Origin of the sequence: Paraburkholderia fungorum (assembly GCF_046026025.1) — a bacterium.
In the GTDB taxonomy this organism is placed as follows: Bacteria; Pseudomonadota; Gammaproteobacteria; order Burkholderiales; family Burkholderiaceae; genus Paraburkholderia; species Paraburkholderia fungorum_E.
On sequence record NZ_JAQQFL010000003.1, the window covers coordinates 225,841 to 238,665 of the forward strand.

The 12,825-nt window shown below is 58.0% G+C and carries 14 protein-coding genes and 1 pseudogene; 8 read left to right on the top strand and 7 right to left on the bottom strand.

Translation table 11 applies throughout. The features are described 5' to 3' along the window. Positions 1 to 51: 51 nt before the first annotated feature. On the bottom strand, positions 52 to 1,272 hold the full coding sequence (locus tag PQR67_RS05225) for an ABC transporter substrate-binding protein (protein WP_408455875.1): 1,221 nt from the start codon (positions 1,270 to 1,272) through the stop codon (positions 52 to 54). A 458-nt stretch (positions 1,273 to 1,730) separates the two neighbouring features. On the opposite strand from PQR67_RS05225, the gene PQR67_RS05230 reads away from it, so the two are divergent. Continuing rightward, the gene (locus tag PQR67_RS05230; RefSeq protein WP_408455417.1) at positions 1,731 to 2,363 is read left to right on the top strand and encodes an ankyrin repeat domain-containing protein; all 633 of its coding nucleotides are present in this window, start codon (positions 1,731 to 1,733) and stop codon (positions 2,361 to 2,363) included. Positions 2,364 to 2,626: 263 nt separating this feature from the next. Here the strand turns inward: PQR67_RS05230 and PQR67_RS05235 are convergent, their stop codons facing one another. Then, positions 2,627 to 3,535 carry a LysR family transcriptional regulator gene (locus PQR67_RS05235; RefSeq protein ID WP_408455420.1) on the bottom strand — a complete coding sequence of 303 codons (909 nt, stop codon included), beginning with the start codon at positions 3,533 to 3,535 and terminating at the stop codon, positions 2,627 to 2,629. Between the two features lie 89 nt (positions 3,536 to 3,624). Here PQR67_RS05235 and PQR67_RS05240 point away from each other — a divergent pair, with 89 nt between their 5' ends. Beyond that, entirely contained in the window at positions 3,625 to 4,020 is a 396-nt protein-coding gene (locus PQR67_RS05240) for a carboxymuconolactone decarboxylase family protein (protein ID WP_408455423.1), read from the top strand. Positions 4,021 to 4,191: 171 nt separating this feature from the next. Here the strand turns inward: PQR67_RS05240 and PQR67_RS05245 are convergent, their stop codons facing one another. Then, positions 4,192 to 5,151 carry a LysR family transcriptional regulator gene (locus PQR67_RS05245; protein WP_408455425.1) on the bottom strand — a complete coding sequence of 320 codons (960 nt, stop codon included), beginning with the start codon at positions 5,149 to 5,151 and terminating at the stop codon, positions 4,192 to 4,194. Between the two features lie 103 nt (positions 5,152 to 5,254). On the opposite strand from PQR67_RS05245, the gene PQR67_RS05250 reads away from it, so the two are divergent. Further along, a complete protein-coding gene (locus PQR67_RS05250) occupies positions 5,255 to 5,629 on the top strand; it encodes a nuclear transport factor 2 family protein (protein ID WP_408455427.1) in 375 nt (124 codons plus the stop codon). Positions 5,630 to 5,701: 72 nt separating this feature from the next. Here PQR67_RS05250 and PQR67_RS05255 read toward each other — a convergent pair whose 3' ends face one another. After that, the gene (locus PQR67_RS05255) at positions 5,702 to 6,295 is read right to left on the bottom strand and encodes a TetR/AcrR family transcriptional regulator (RefSeq protein ID WP_408455430.1); all 594 of its coding nucleotides are present in this window, start codon (positions 6,293 to 6,295) and stop codon (positions 5,702 to 5,704) included. A 136-nt stretch (positions 6,296 to 6,431) separates the two neighbouring features. Between PQR67_RS05255 and PQR67_RS05260 the strand changes: the two genes are divergently transcribed. Next, positions 6,432 to 7,490: a saccharopine dehydrogenase family protein gene (locus PQR67_RS05260; RefSeq protein ID WP_408455433.1), complete on the top strand. Its 1,059-nt coding sequence runs from the start codon at positions 6,432 to 6,434 to the stop codon at positions 7,488 to 7,490. After that, positions 7,477 to 8,238: an isocitrate lyase/PEP mutase family protein gene (locus PQR67_RS05265; RefSeq protein WP_408455435.1), complete on the top strand. Its 762-nt coding sequence runs from the start codon at positions 7,477 to 7,479 to the stop codon at positions 8,236 to 8,238. Before PQR67_RS05260 ends, PQR67_RS05265 begins: the two co-directional genes overlap by 14 nt. Before the next feature lie 91 nt (positions 8,239 to 8,329). Here the strand turns inward: PQR67_RS05265 and PQR67_RS05270 are convergent, their stop codons facing one another. Next, positions 8,330 to 9,175, bottom strand: a complete 846-nt coding sequence (locus PQR67_RS05270; protein WP_408455437.1) for an MBL fold metallo-hydrolase — start codon at positions 9,173 to 9,175, stop codon at positions 8,330 to 8,332. Positions 9,176 to 9,368: 193 nt separating this feature from the next. Then, positions 9,369 to 9,482, bottom strand: a pseudogene (locus tag PQR67_RS05275) (sugar ABC transporter); the annotation flags it as partial. Positions 9,483 to 9,648: 166 nt separating this feature from the next. Here PQR67_RS05275 and PQR67_RS05280 point away from each other — a divergent pair. The 3 genes from PQR67_RS05280 to PQR67_RS05290 all read left to right on the top strand — a co-directional run bounded on the left by PQR67_RS05280 (position 9,649) and on the right by PQR67_RS05290 (position 12,042). Next, on the top strand, positions 9,649 to 10,554 hold the full coding sequence (locus tag PQR67_RS05280) for a LysR substrate-binding domain-containing protein (protein WP_408455439.1): 906 nt from the start codon (positions 9,649 to 9,651) through the stop codon (positions 10,552 to 10,554). Between the two features lie 239 nt (positions 10,555 to 10,793). Next, complete coding sequence (locus PQR67_RS05285; RefSeq protein WP_408455441.1) at positions 10,794 to 11,288, top strand: GNAT family N-acetyltransferase; 495 nt, start codon at positions 10,794 to 10,796, stop codon at positions 11,286 to 11,288. A gap of 451 nt (positions 11,289 to 11,739) precedes the next feature. Continuing rightward, on the top strand, positions 11,740 to 12,042 hold the full coding sequence (locus tag PQR67_RS05290) for a hypothetical protein (RefSeq protein ID WP_408455443.1): 303 nt from the start codon (positions 11,740 to 11,742) through the stop codon (positions 12,040 to 12,042). A gap of 175 nt (positions 12,043 to 12,217) precedes the next feature. On the opposite strand, the gene PQR67_RS05295 is transcribed toward PQR67_RS05290, so the two are convergent. Continuing rightward, positions 12,218 to 12,700, bottom strand: a complete 483-nt coding sequence (locus PQR67_RS05295) for a GlcG/HbpS family heme-binding protein (RefSeq protein WP_408455446.1) — start codon at positions 12,698 to 12,700, stop codon at positions 12,218 to 12,220. Positions 12,701 to 12,825: the final 125 nt, after the last annotated feature.

Here is a 12,825-nt window from a genome sequence, read left to right on the forward strand (position 1 = left end):
GGATCTGCATTGCCCCTTGGTGCACAGGTCGTGCAGCAAGGGGCGCTTACGCTACTTCTTCCCGCCGTGTTCCATCGCATCCTGAGCGTATTGAACGGCGTCGTTCAACGTCGCCTGAACATCCGGTTGCGTACCCGTGAACACTTCCTCCAGCGCGATACCGAGGTTGTCGCCGATGTCCGGCCACTGCGGGCTTGACCAGATCGTGACCTTCGTCACCGGGTTGGTATCGTTCAGGCCGGCGAGAATCTGCGGCTTGACGTGCTTCTGGAAGTAATCGCTCTTGATCGTGCTCGAGCGGTTGTAGTCGCTAAAGACGTTGTCACGAAGGCGGGCCTGTTCCTGATCCTTGCCCGTCGCCCAGGCAATGAACTTTCCTGCCGCCTGACGTGTGCATTCGTCCTTGGCGCCGACAGAAGAAATCGCGAGACCATGGCCATAGGCGGCCGAGGGCAACGGTGCCGGCGGCCTGACGTAGCCCACCTTGTCAGCGACACTAGACTTGGTCGGATCTTCCATCCAGTCGGCGAACGGCGTTGATTCGATCATGAACGCGACCTTGCCGGAACGGAACGCTTCGAGCGCATTGCTCCAGTCGTACGTTGCCGCGCCCGGCGGCGCGTATTTGAAGAGATCCCGATACAGCAGCGTGGCTTTCACCGCGGCCGGCGAATTGAAATCCGGCGCCTGGCTCTTGTCGGTCCAGGTGCCGCCCTCGGCGAGCATGAACGGCGCCCAGCGCCACACGTTCATGCCCGAGCCGCGTTGTCCGCGTGCAACCCAGCCGTACATGTTGGGCGGCGCATTGAGCTTCTTGATGTCCGCAACGAGTTCGTCGAGTGTTTTCGGCACCGGCAGATGCGCTTTCTCGAGAAGGTCACGACGGTAGAACAGGAAATCACCTCCGCCGATCAGCGGGGCGAAATAGGCGACGCCTTTGTAGCTTGCTACAGCGCGGCGGCCCGGCAGGAAGTCGTCGTAGTCGGCGTCTTTCGGGTAGTACTTCAGCAGCGGAACGACCCAGCCCGCTGAGGCAAACTCGGCGACGTTCGCTTCATCGACGTAATAGATCTGATAGGAACCTGCACCCGTGGATGCGTCGAGTCGTGATTTCGAGCGACGGTCGTTTTCGCCAAAGTAGTTGATTTCAATTTTGGTGCCGCTGCGCTTTTCATAGTCGGGTAGCGACTTCTCCATGACGGTCAGGCCGAGGCTCTTCTGGGCGAGCACCTTGAGCACGGGAACGTTGCAGGTCTGTGCCGTCGCCAGCATCGGAAAACTTGCGCTTAGAAATGCGCAAGCTGTCAACAATTGAAAGGGTTTCACGCTCGTCTCCGCTTTTGGAATGTTCTTTGGCATCGCCATACGGGCGCTGCGATTGGGAGCAGAGCAAGCGTACGGTGAGGAGAACTGTAGTGGTCACGGCCAATGGCCAGCCACTGCAAAAGGCGGAAACCGCTGATACTTTTTGCTCGCGCTTTGGGTGCAGTGCACAAAATGTGTCAGTGAGCGGGGGGCCCCGTAAGATGATGTTTTTAGTGGAAGCGCCGCGAAGTTTTTGTGACGAGGGTGCGGAAGTTCGTCATGTTGCCGAGATTGGCGGTGTTTGGTCTGGCGGTCACGCCTACTACATCACACAGCACGCGGCCAGTTTCGGACATTCGCCCTGACGCCCGACCGCTCGGGTCACAGCGCTGCCGGGTGATGGAAATCAACCAAAGGAGACACACATGCGCCAGCCGTCCAAGACATCACTTTTCGCTGCGGCGAAGCGCTGGGACGAAGCTTCAGTTGTGGCGATTTTGGCCGAGGCGCCTGAGTTGGTTCGCGCGAGCGACCCCAAGGGTCGCACTGCGCTGCACCTTGCCTGCAGCGTAACGCCCGGCAGCATCGAGCTCGCTGAATCGCACGGACTCAAAACAGTGGCTACGCTTCTTCGAGCTGGGTGTGACCTTGAGGGCGTGGTGCCAATGGACGAGGATGAGGGTGATTTTCGCGCAACGCCCCTCTGGTACGCAGTCGCACGCGGCGAGAATGTACCTCTGGCCAAGTTCCTTGTGGCGCGTGGCGCGAACGCAAGCTACTCACTATGGGCAGCGGTATGGCGCGATGACGACAAGATGTGCCGGACCTTGCTCAAGGCAAAACCCGAACTCAACTTGCGCGCGCACGGCGAAACTCCTATTTTCTACGCGGCGAGGCTCAAGCGGCTCAAGACACTGGAACTCCTGATTAAAGCCGGGGCGAACTCTTCTATTGCCGACTTCAATGGTCGTGACGCAGTCGACATCGCACGAGCGCGACGCTTGCCGGAGCAATTGATCAAGCGCCTGGAGGACCTGAGAGAGACCAGCTCGAGGTAAAGGCAGACTCATCGGCTCAGTGACCACTGCCGGAAGGTCCCGCGGACACAAGAGCCTGATTCAGAGGAATGCGAACAGCCGGCTTGGCTCGTCGCAACCCAGCGTCGGATTGCATCGGCCGATCGTCGCGGGGTTCGGTGCCGACACGCGCGACGAATGCCGATGGGGCCGCCCCGTCACTCAGTGCGACTCCGTGGCCGTCGTGCGTGCACTGCTAACCAAACCAAGCCTACATCGAGCACGCCGCATGACGCCGTGCCGTTTCACTTTCGGACAGTTGACCAATTCATTGCAAGCACAAGGAACTGGGCCAGAACTGCCGATTGGTTACTTTCCGAATAAGCGACGGCGATGCCGCTGGTCAACCGCTTACCTTCTTCCTTGAGTGGTCGGAAGACAACGCCTTGGCGCTTGACGTTCTGCAGTGATGCGGGGATGAACGCGATGCCTTGCCCCTCTGCGATGAGACCAAGCAGGATGTGGTGGTCGTCCGGCTCCGGAATGGTGCGGGGCCTGAAGTCTATATGTTCGAAGAATGCCTGGCAGTGGTCGTAAAAGCCCGGATTCAGCCGACGCTCAAACCTGAATATTGGCTCCTTGCGGAGATCATCAAATCCAACCCGGCGTTTATGAGCCAGAGAATGACTGGCGGGCAACGCGACCATGACAGGCTCCTCAAGCAGCGTCTCGACCTTGAGACCTTTGGCCTCGGTGTGCAAGCCAATGAAGGCGACATCCATCGTTCCATTCTTGATATCCCGGACGAGGCTGATCGAGTGCTTGCCCTTGGTGACGACCCGCAAGTCTGGAAAGCACTTCTGCAACGGCGCGGACACATCAGGAATGGCACTTCGATCGAATACCGTCGTGTAGCCCACGGTAAATTGACCGCACTCGACACCTCGCGCAGCCTTTGCAACCGCAATAGCTTTCTCTGCCTGAGCCACTGTACGCCTCGCTTCCGGCAGAAATGCCGCCCCCGCTTTCGTCAGCGTCACGCCAGCCTTAGTCCGCACGAACAACTCAACGCCGAGTTGGTCTTCCAACTGGTGGATCTGCCTGCTCAATGGCGGTTGGGAAATGAAGAGACGCGCCGCTGCTCGCCCAAAATTGAGCTCCTCGCTGACGGCGATGAAGTACCGGAACTGGCGCAGATCGATTGACTCATTCATACCAAAAAGGTATCACAGAAAAGGTATTGGATGAACCCGTGTGGCGAAACATACAGTAGACGTACTGAAACAAACACGGGAGTGATTTTATGAACGGTAATCTGATGAACAACGAACGCTATGTCCGAGGCTGGGCGAAGTTGAAGGAAGTCGATGGTCAAGCTGGCGAAAACGTCATCGAAAGCTTGAAAGATATTGCCCCCGACTTTGCGCAGCTGATCATTGAATTTCCGTTTGGTGATATCTATTCGCGGCCGGGGCTTGACCTTAAGATTCGAGAGCTCGCCGTGGTGGCGGCTCTCACCGCCATGGGCAACGCGTCGCCGCAACTGAAGGTGCATATTCACGGCGCTCGTAACGTAGGCTGCTCGCGGCAAGAAATTGTGGAAGTCATCATGCAAATGGCTGTTTATGCCGGCTTCCCCGCTGCGCTCAACGGACTGTTTGCGGCCAAAGAAATCTTCTCGCAAGAGCCGGCTGAGTGAAGTACGTTTTCCGGTCCATATTCCTCGTGCTCGTCATGATAGCTTCGCTGAATCACCCTGTCTTAGCCCAGCAACGATCGGGGGGCATGGGGGATATGGATGCGACTGCAGCCTGTAAAGGACACAGCCGTAGAACGCATTTAAGATGTCAACATGGCGGCTATGAAGTCCTCAACTCGGGACTTCATACGCCCCGATTGCGTGGCGAGCTTCCGATTGCGGCCCAGGCATCATGCGGGCAATAAAGTCGATGAACGCTCTTACCTTGGCCGGAACGTGGTTCCGACTGGGGTAGTAGACATAAAGAGGGAACGTCTCGTCAGGCCAGTCCGTCAGGACGGGCTCTAGCGTACCTGCACGCAGGTGCGTGTCGATTCCGAGGTCGATCACCTGAGTGATTCCGTAGCCCGCAAGGCAAGCCCCAATTTTGGTTCCCGCATCCGTGACGGTTAGGTTCCCGCTAACGGCCACCTTCACTTTCTCATTGCCACGCCAGAATTCCCATTCGAAGGGCCTGCCGGTAGCCGGGTCGATGGCCAGGATGCATTCGTGGCCATCATCGACCAGATCTTTCGGCGACCTCGGTCGACCGCGTTGCTCCAGGTAGGACGGCGCGGCCACAGTCAGGATCCGCGGACTGTATAGCCTGCGACAGACCAAGGTAGAAACGGATGGCGGTCCAAACCGTATGGCGAGATCAAATCCGTCGCTCACCAAGTCTGAGAGATCGTTCCTGGTCTCCAGCTTCAGTTGAAGAGCCGGGTGGTCCTTCAGGAACTGGGCCAACTCCGGAGCTAACACAAGGCGGGCGAACACAGCATCGCACGCCACACGCAGTGTTCCGTTGACGACTGAGGTCTGGTTCGAGGCTCCGACAGTCGCCTCTTCAATCCCCTGGAGTAACGGCAGCACTTTTGATAACAGCTCATGCCCAGCGTCCGTCACTTCAACGTGTCGGCTGGTGCGTTGCAGGAGCTTCGCGTGCAGGCGGTCCTCCAATCGTTGGATAGCGCGGCTCACCGCAGGCTGAGTCTTGCCCAGACGAGATGCAGCACGGCCAAAGCTCTTGGTTTCGGCTACGGCTGCAAGGGCAAGCAAGCCGCTTACAAGTCGTCCATCGAGGTCTTCCATGATCTATGTGTTCCGGTAATGACAGCGATAACCGATTCGCAGTAGCCGAGAGCGGGAGGATCTTTCACTATACGGTTCTTTCAACCATTGAGGAAAGCTGGCAATGACCCAGACCTATGCCGTAGTTGCTTTGATTGAGGACTATTTCAATTTGGCTTATGAGCCGAAGAGCCGTGACTTCAATAAGGTCTTCCACCCGAGCTGTCTTGTCCAGTGGCTTCACGAAGGCCAACTGAACACTTTGTCGTCGCTGGACTATGCGGCGCTCATCAACGGGAGGCCGAGTCCTCAATCAACAGGCGCGCCCAGAGATGAGGCGATCCTCTCCATGGAGAACATCTCGGACAGCCTTTCAACGGCAACAGTGAGGGTGCGGATCGGAAAGAAGCTGTTCAACGATCACTTCGTCCTGCATAAGGTGGACGGTAGCTGGTTGATAACAAACAAGTCGTCATTCGTAGTGCATACGTTCGAATGAAGAGCAGGGTTGCAGATGCGGATCTTGTCGAGCAAGAACGAAGCCCCACCTTTGCGCAACAGGATGCGTAGGTCACTTCCTTGTTTTTTTCGGGATCAGTATCTGCGCCAGTTCCTGCAGGAACCGTACGGGCCCCTCCGCGTGCAGCGCTTGCCCGCTACTGAGTGCGCCGTCGATGACCGTGCCCAGCCGTAAAGCAAAAGTCTCCGGCGCTTCGACGCGCAATTCTCGCGCCAGATCCGCGAGCCGCCGTCGCAGTTCCCGCTTGTGGGCTACCGCGACCTTGCGGGCCGGATGATTCTCGTCTGCATATTCCGCAGCGATGTTGATCTGCGGGCAGCCGCGATATCCCGGACGCGCAATGCGTTCGCCAATCCATTGAAGTTGTGCGTCCAGTTCCTTACGCGGCGCGCCTTTGTGCTGTGCGGCAACCGCATCCCAATGCTGCCAGAAGTCCTCGTCCTCAAGGTGAAGGAAAGCTTCGATCAGGTCATCTTTCGTCCCGAAATGACGATAGAGACTCGTCTTGGCGACACCCGCCCGCGCCACGATAAGGTCGACGCCGACCGCGCGCGTGCCCTCCCGATAGAAAAGTTCGCTGGCCGTCCGCAGAATGCGCTCGCGCGTATCAGGTGCGAGTCCGCGCGCTTGTTCTTCCTTTTTCATTCGGGTTCAACCTCAAAGATCTCTTGTGCCTAAACAGTTTTGCCAAGCATAGCACTCGAAGCTTGACGGCGCTACAGATCTGTATTACAAACACAGACAGGTCTGTAGCGTAGTCAATCTTATATCGGAGTCAACCATGAACGACCGAATGACTGTTGCGGTGTACGGGGCCACAGGCCACACGGGGAGCTTTGTTGTCGCGGAATTGAAGCGGCGTGGCCTCGGCGTTGTCCGGATAGGGCGTGATGCTGCGCGCTTGAGGGAAAGCGGTATCGGTGACTCGACTCCATGGCGCGTTGCTGGCATTGACGACCCTGAGCAACTCGATGCGGCGCTCCGCGGCACGCACGCCGTCATTAACTGCGCCGGACCTTTTCTCGATACGGCGTTGCCGGTCGCCGATGCTGCGCTGCGCGCCGGGATTCCTTATCTCGACGTCACGGCGGAACAGCCCGCGCTCCAGGCGCTGGTCGAGCAACGCGATACGAACGCGCGCGCTGCGGGGGTGGCGCTCATCCCTGCAGCGGCGTTCTATGGCGGACTTGCCGATTTGCTCGTCACGGCAGTCGCAGACGGAGATAAGCCGCTCGACAGAGTCGATATCGCCATTGGCCTAGACAGTTGGCATCCGACGCGTGGAACGCGCCTGACTGGCGAACGCAATCGCGCAATACGACTCATCCAGGAGGAGGGGCGGCTGGCGCCTGTCCCGCAGCCTGCGCCCGAAGGCGTGTGGTCGTTCCGGCCGCCATTCGGCAACATGGACGTGGTGATGCTCCCCTTTACGGAGGTACTCACCGTCTCGCGTCATTTACGCATCGACACGGTTGAGTCCTGGTTCGCTCTTTCGGCTCTGCGCGACATTCGCGATCCTAATACGCCAGCACCCAAGCCTCACGATGAGCAGGGACGCTCGGCTCAACAATTCGTTGTAGACGTCGTCGTCGTGCAGAGCGGAACGACGCGCCGTGTCACGGCAACGGGACGCGACATCTATGCGGTCAGTGCACCGATCGTCGTGGAGGCGGCCGAGCGGCTGCTGAGCGGCAAGTTCGCGCCGGGAGGCGGTGTTGTAAGTCTGGGAGAGATTTTTGATGCCCGGGATTTTCTCGCCGCGCTAGATACGGTGACGGTTTCCTATGGCGCAGTGTCGAACCCGATATTTACGAGGAGAGGTGAGCATGAGCAGCAATGACAAAGGTGCCTATTTTCGATCGCTTCATCGCGCAGGAAATCCGTTGATCCTGTTCAACGTGTGGGACGCCGGAAGCGCCGCCACCGTGGCCAAGGCAGGCGCCGTTGCGCTGGCAACTGGAAGCTGGTCAGTGGCCATGGCCAACGGTTTTTCCGACGGAGAGAAGATGCCGCGGTCGCTCGTCATGGAGGTGCTCGCAAAGATCGCACGTGCGACGGATCTTCCGGTCACCGTGGATTTGGAAAGTGGCTATGGAGAAAGACTCGAGGACGTGGCCGAAACGATAACGCTCAGCATCGAAGCAGGGGCAGCCGGTTGCAACATTGAGGACAGTTTTCCTGCAACGGGTGCCTTGCGCGCTGTCGAGGACGCGGCCGCCCGTATCGCCGCCGCGCGAAGTGCTGCTGATCGCGCCGGAGTTGAGTACTTCATCAATGCACGCACCGACGTATTCTTCACACGCCCACCGGAAGAGCACGATAGTCGCATGGTCGAGGAAGCGCTGGCGCGAGGACAGGCCTATGCAAAAGCAGGGGCCGACGGTCTCTTCGTGCCAGGCCTTCAATCACCGGCGCTCATTCGCGAGTTGACGGCTGCATCGCCTCTCCCGGTCAACATCATGCGTCTGGGAGAAACGCCTTCCATTGCTGCACTCGCGGAAAACGGCGCCGCCCGAATCAGCCATGGCCCGTACCCGTACATGCTGGCGATGAAAGCGCTAGCGGCGGCCATGCAGGGCGTCAGCTAACGAATTCATCCACTGTCTTCGTATCCGACCGACGTTGCTCCAGTGCACAGCGCGGAAGTGGTCTCAGACATGATTGCTTCTGTTCGCAACCTCATGCTTCGGTCTCGTAAAACAGACCGTAGCTTCCGCTCGTTCGCTTGATTCGCGCGAAGCCGAGTTCCCCCAAATGCATGCCGGCGATCAAAAGTCCCTCCGAACTGACCAGGTCGAGAAGCCGCGATCGTGTCGTGGCTGCGAGAGACGGGTCCTGATCGAATGCAATCGATACGTCTGGCCGTTCAATCTGGATGTGAGGGAAATGAACAATATCTCCCCAGACAAGCAGGCCTTGATCATGGGATTCGAGAAGATATCCGGAGTGTCCGGCTGTGTGTCCCGGTAGCGACATCGCTCGGATACCGGGAAGTACTTCTCCCTCATCGAAAGTACGGAGCTTGTCGCGATAGCCGTCGAACACTTGACGTGCTATCGCGAAGTTACCGCGGGCGCGTTCGTTGGCACGACTTAGATTTCCGTCGTCCTGCCAAAACTCGACCTCTCGCTGATGAGCAACAAGCTCTGCATTCGGAAAGGCAATGTGTCCGGCTGTGTCCACTAGCCCTCCAACATGGTCGGGATGGGCGTGTGTGAGCAGGATCGTATCGATCTCGGATGCTTCGACGCCAGCAAGCGATAAATTAGTTCTCAGGTGGCCGCCCCATTGCTTGATACCACCAGCCCCACCGTCGATGAGAATAGTGCGGCCCGCTCCGCGTACCAGGTAGCAGTTGATATGCACGGCGGCAGGCTCCTTCTGCCCTGCATCACCTTGCATTCTGAAGGCTTCGGATGGATCGATATTGGAGAGGAAGTCCAGGCTGGCGGTGAGGTAGCCGTCGCTGATTGCGGTGATCGTGAAATCCCCGACTCGCTGACTTGGAAAGGTAAAGGCGGACACAATGCTTCTCCAGAAAACTTCCTAATTTCGGGCGTGAATAGTCGATGCGGCATAACCGAAACAACGGATGCGTGCAGTGAGACCCGTGCAGCGCGCGATGGCGTCGTCCAGGGCTTCCATGAAACGGTTCATTACCGGGGGCGTGCGAAACGTCTCGAGGCGATATTGGACTTCCGCGAAGACGGGATGTCCGTGTGTGAAAGCCAGTCACCGAGATGAGAGCGGGCAGTTTTTCAAGGCTGTAGAAGTCGTTCCATTCGGCTTCGCTGTTGGGATCGGCGAAGCTGCATTCCACGGTGTAGATCATCAGATTATCCTTCGTGACGGGTGAGCATATTGCTGCAAACGACCCATGCTCATTGCGGTAACGTCATGCTAATCTGGGATTTTCGGTGTATATAGCGATATAAAGTCAGCCTTCAGTGATGTTTGCTCAAGCTGGCGTCGAATGCATACCAGCTGGCGAGACCCCAATGCGACGTAAGATTCCAAGCAATTCCGCACTCCTGGCTTTTGAGGCCGCGGCTCGACACGGCAGCTTCGCCCGCGCGGCCGAGGAGTTAGCGCTGACCGAAGGCGCCATCAGTCGTCAGATCGGTCGATTGGAGGCGTTTTTGGGTGTCGCGCTGTTCGAGCGCGTTGGAAATCGCGTTCGGCTTGCACCCAATGGCACGCGATACGCGGTGCAGGTTCGCGAGAGTCTGGATCGGCTGGAACGGGACAGCCTGTATCTGATGGGTCAGCCCATCGAGGGTGCGAGCATTGATATCGCCGCAATCCCAACCTTCGCCACCCGTTGGCTTATCCCTCGGCTGAAGCGCTTCCAGGATAGGCATCCGAACATCACCGTGCATATCGCGGAACGCATGGAACCCTTCATTCTGGCTGGCAGCGGTTTCGACGCAGCAATCCATTTTGAGCATCCGGCCTGGGCGGGTATGCGGCTACATCGCCTGCTGGAGGAGGTGCTTGTGCCCGTCTGTAGTCCGGCGCTCCTCGCACACGCCGATGCGAACATATCGCTGGATGAGTTGCCACGCCTTCACAGGCGACAAAATCCGGACGCGTGGCAGCTTTACGCACAAGAGGCCGGCATCTTGCTGAGCAATTCGGCGGTTGGTGCGCGTTACGATCTTCATTCCATGCTGATCGAGGCGGCGCTAGCCGGCTTGGGTGTTGCACTGGTGCCGCGCCTTTACATCGGGGCAGAGCTTGAACAAGGCCGTTTGGTCGCGCCTTGGCCGGACGGCAAAGCGATTACCAAGAACTTCTGCCTCGTCCTGCCTGAGCCGATCGAGTTGAGTGACGGGCCGCTACAGGCATTTGCGAAATGGATTCTTCACGAAGCCCGGGGCTTGGCGCCTGAAAGCAACGCCTGACGTTCATCACAAAAGAGCTATCCCGCAGGGGCGCAATCGCCAGGTGGTCGCCTCGCTTCGAACTGACCGTCGCGAGTCGGCGAACAGCCGTTGTACTTTGAACGCCGCAGTAGATGCCGCGCGGGGTCGACGGCACGCAACGGGTGGCGTGCTGCGGATCGCAATCTGAACAGTGGTCGGGTCAACGTAAGGGCACACTGCTAGCATTCGCTCTCCCGTAGCTATCGAAGAGATAAGTGATGACAAAAAGAATCATCCGCTTGGCAGGGGAAGGGGACGTACCGGCTCTTACGAAAATCCGTAATGACGCACACGCAAAGAAGGTCGTGCACTGCGACTATGCGTGGGGCAAGGAAGGAGACGGATTTTCCGAGAGATGGGTGTTAAGCAATGTTTCTCAAAGAGAAGTGTATGTCGTCGAGCAAGATGACACGCCCGCCGGAACGTTTTCACTCGATTTCGACGATGACAGCCACTGGGGGCCGCAAGAACCAATCGCCGGCTATGTGCATGGGCTTTGTGTGAGAAACGGTTTTAACGGACTCGGCCTCGGCAGCTTCATGCTTGATTGGTGTGCCAACAAGGTGAGCGGCATGAACCGGCGTTTTGTGCGACTCGACTGCGACGTCCAGAATGCGAAGCTATGCGCCTACTACGAGTCGCTCGGCTTTACCCGCGTAGGACTGAAATCAGACGGCTATGTCTGGTCACTGTACGAAAAACTGGCCCATTAGCTTATCGACCAGATAACCATGAAAGTTGAAGTCACCGATATGCAGAGTGAATCGGATGATGCTTTCGTCGCATCGCAATTCGGAGCTGCATAAAAGGATCGATGACATGCGCCATTAACGTGTGTCTTAGCGTGGTTCTCAAGATTGGGGACCGGTACCCATTAGGGGTAATTCCAGAAATCGAAATAGACCCTTGCGAACAATGCGCTTAATTATCAGCGAGCGCTTTCCTAAACTTAGTGTCACCTGCTATGCACTCGATTCCGCGCTATCGGCGCACTGTATGTGATCAATGCTGTGAAATACCGGCCTGAGAGCCTTATTGCACGTCGCTAGAGCTGATTGAGACATAGAAGAGGGCGTTGTGGGCCTAAAGCGCAACGACCGCTATGGAGAAATACGAATGGATCGTTTGCATCGAAATTCCAGTCCAATCAAGGAGGCACGGGTCATGAACAAGGCAACCAGCACACTAATCGCGGCCGTCGCCGCACTCGCGCTGTCGGGCGGCGCTTATGCGCAGAGCAATAACACGCTGGCGACCCCGAGCACTGTCTCGCCGGCCGCCGCTACCAACGCAACGAGCGGCTACGGCACACCCGGTGCTACCAACTCGGACAGCGGCATGGGCGTCGGGTCGCCGAACTCGAGCCTACCGAATAGCACCAGCAATAGCTCGACGTCCCTCACCAACCTTCCCGGAAGTCACAATACGCTAGCGACCCCGAGCACGGTGTCGCCGGCTGCCCAATAGCAGCAATTGAGGATGACAACCGGGCGCTAGTTAATACGATCGACCTGCACGGTTGCATGCTGTCGAGCGTCGCGGATAGTAATAACTTCGCGACGCTCATAACGTCATCCCTCTTCGAATCGTCGACACCTTTCCCGTCGACCATGTCACGACCGTTGCAGGCAGTGGCGCCGCGTTATTTGATCGTGTCGGCGGCAGCTTTACATACATCGGCATCCTGATCGCCGGTGCCGCCACTACAACCGATCGCGCCGACAAGCTTTCCTCCTTCCACGAGCGGGAACCCTCCCGGCGATGCCGCCAGCCCGGCGTCCAGCGTGTTCACATACGCATGTCCGCTCTCAAACTGATTGTAGAAGACCCGGGTTTCGCGACGAAATCTTGCTGACGTGCGCGCTTTGTTCTGCGATATCTCGATCGAAGCGTACTGCCCGCCGTCCATCCGCTCGAACGCGAGGAGTTCGCCATGCGTGTCGACGACCGCAATCGTCATTTTCCAGTCGTGCTTTTTCGCTTCGGCTTCTGCAATCGCGAGCAGCCTTTTCGCGGTGTCCAGACCGATCGTCGTGCCATACGGAATATCGAATGGCATCTTGTCGGGCGTCCCGCCCGCGGAGGGTTGTGAAGCTGAGGTTTGCGCTGCCGCAGCGGTTGCCACGACGAGGCAGGCCGCGCATGCGATTTGAACGAGATTTTGCATCGCACCATCTCCCATGGGTTGGCCGCAGGTGCGTTCGTTGAGCCGTGGTCGGAGCACTGCGCACGGTGGCCGGTTGGGTTCAA

What these genes read in the sequence shown, in the direction of transcription:
- PQR67_RS05225 (WP_408455875.1), bottom strand. Translation starts at nt 1,272, where the DNA reads ATGCTGGCGACGGCACAGACCTGCAACGTTCCCGTGCTCAAGGTGCTC.
- PQR67_RS05230 (WP_408455417.1), top strand. Translation starts at nt 1,731, where the DNA reads ATGCGCCAGCCGTCCAAGACATCACTTTTCGCTGCGGCGAAGCGCTGG.
- PQR67_RS05235 (WP_408455420.1), bottom strand. Translation starts at nt 3,535, where the DNA reads ATGAATGAGTCAATCGATCTGCGCCAGTTCCGGTACTTCATCGCCGTC.
- PQR67_RS05240 (WP_408455423.1), top strand. Translation starts at nt 3,625, where the DNA reads ATGAACGGTAATCTGATGAACAACGAACGCTATGTCCGAGGCTGGGCG.
- PQR67_RS05245 (WP_408455425.1), bottom strand. Translation starts at nt 5,151, where the DNA reads ATGGAAGACCTCGATGGACGACTTGTAAGCGGCTTGCTTGCCCTTGCA.
- PQR67_RS05250 (WP_408455427.1), top strand. Translation starts at nt 5,255, where the DNA reads ATGACCCAGACCTATGCCGTAGTTGCTTTGATTGAGGACTATTTCAAT.
- PQR67_RS05255 (WP_408455430.1), bottom strand. Translation starts at nt 6,295, where the DNA reads ATGAAAAAGGAAGAACAAGCGCGCGGACTCGCACCTGATACGCGCGAG.
- PQR67_RS05260 (WP_408455433.1), top strand. Translation starts at nt 6,432, where the DNA reads ATGAACGACCGAATGACTGTTGCGGTGTACGGGGCCACAGGCCACACG.
- PQR67_RS05265 (WP_408455435.1), top strand. Translation starts at nt 7,477, where the DNA reads ATGAGCAGCAATGACAAAGGTGCCTATTTTCGATCGCTTCATCGCGCA.
- PQR67_RS05280 (WP_408455439.1), top strand. Translation starts at nt 9,649, where the DNA reads ATGCGACGTAAGATTCCAAGCAATTCCGCACTCCTGGCTTTTGAGGCC.
- PQR67_RS05285 (WP_408455441.1), top strand. Translation starts at nt 10,794, where the DNA reads ATGACAAAAAGAATCATCCGCTTGGCAGGGGAAGGGGACGTACCGGCT.
- PQR67_RS05290 (WP_408455443.1), top strand. Translation starts at nt 11,740, where the DNA reads ATGAACAAGGCAACCAGCACACTAATCGCGGCCGTCGCCGCACTCGCG.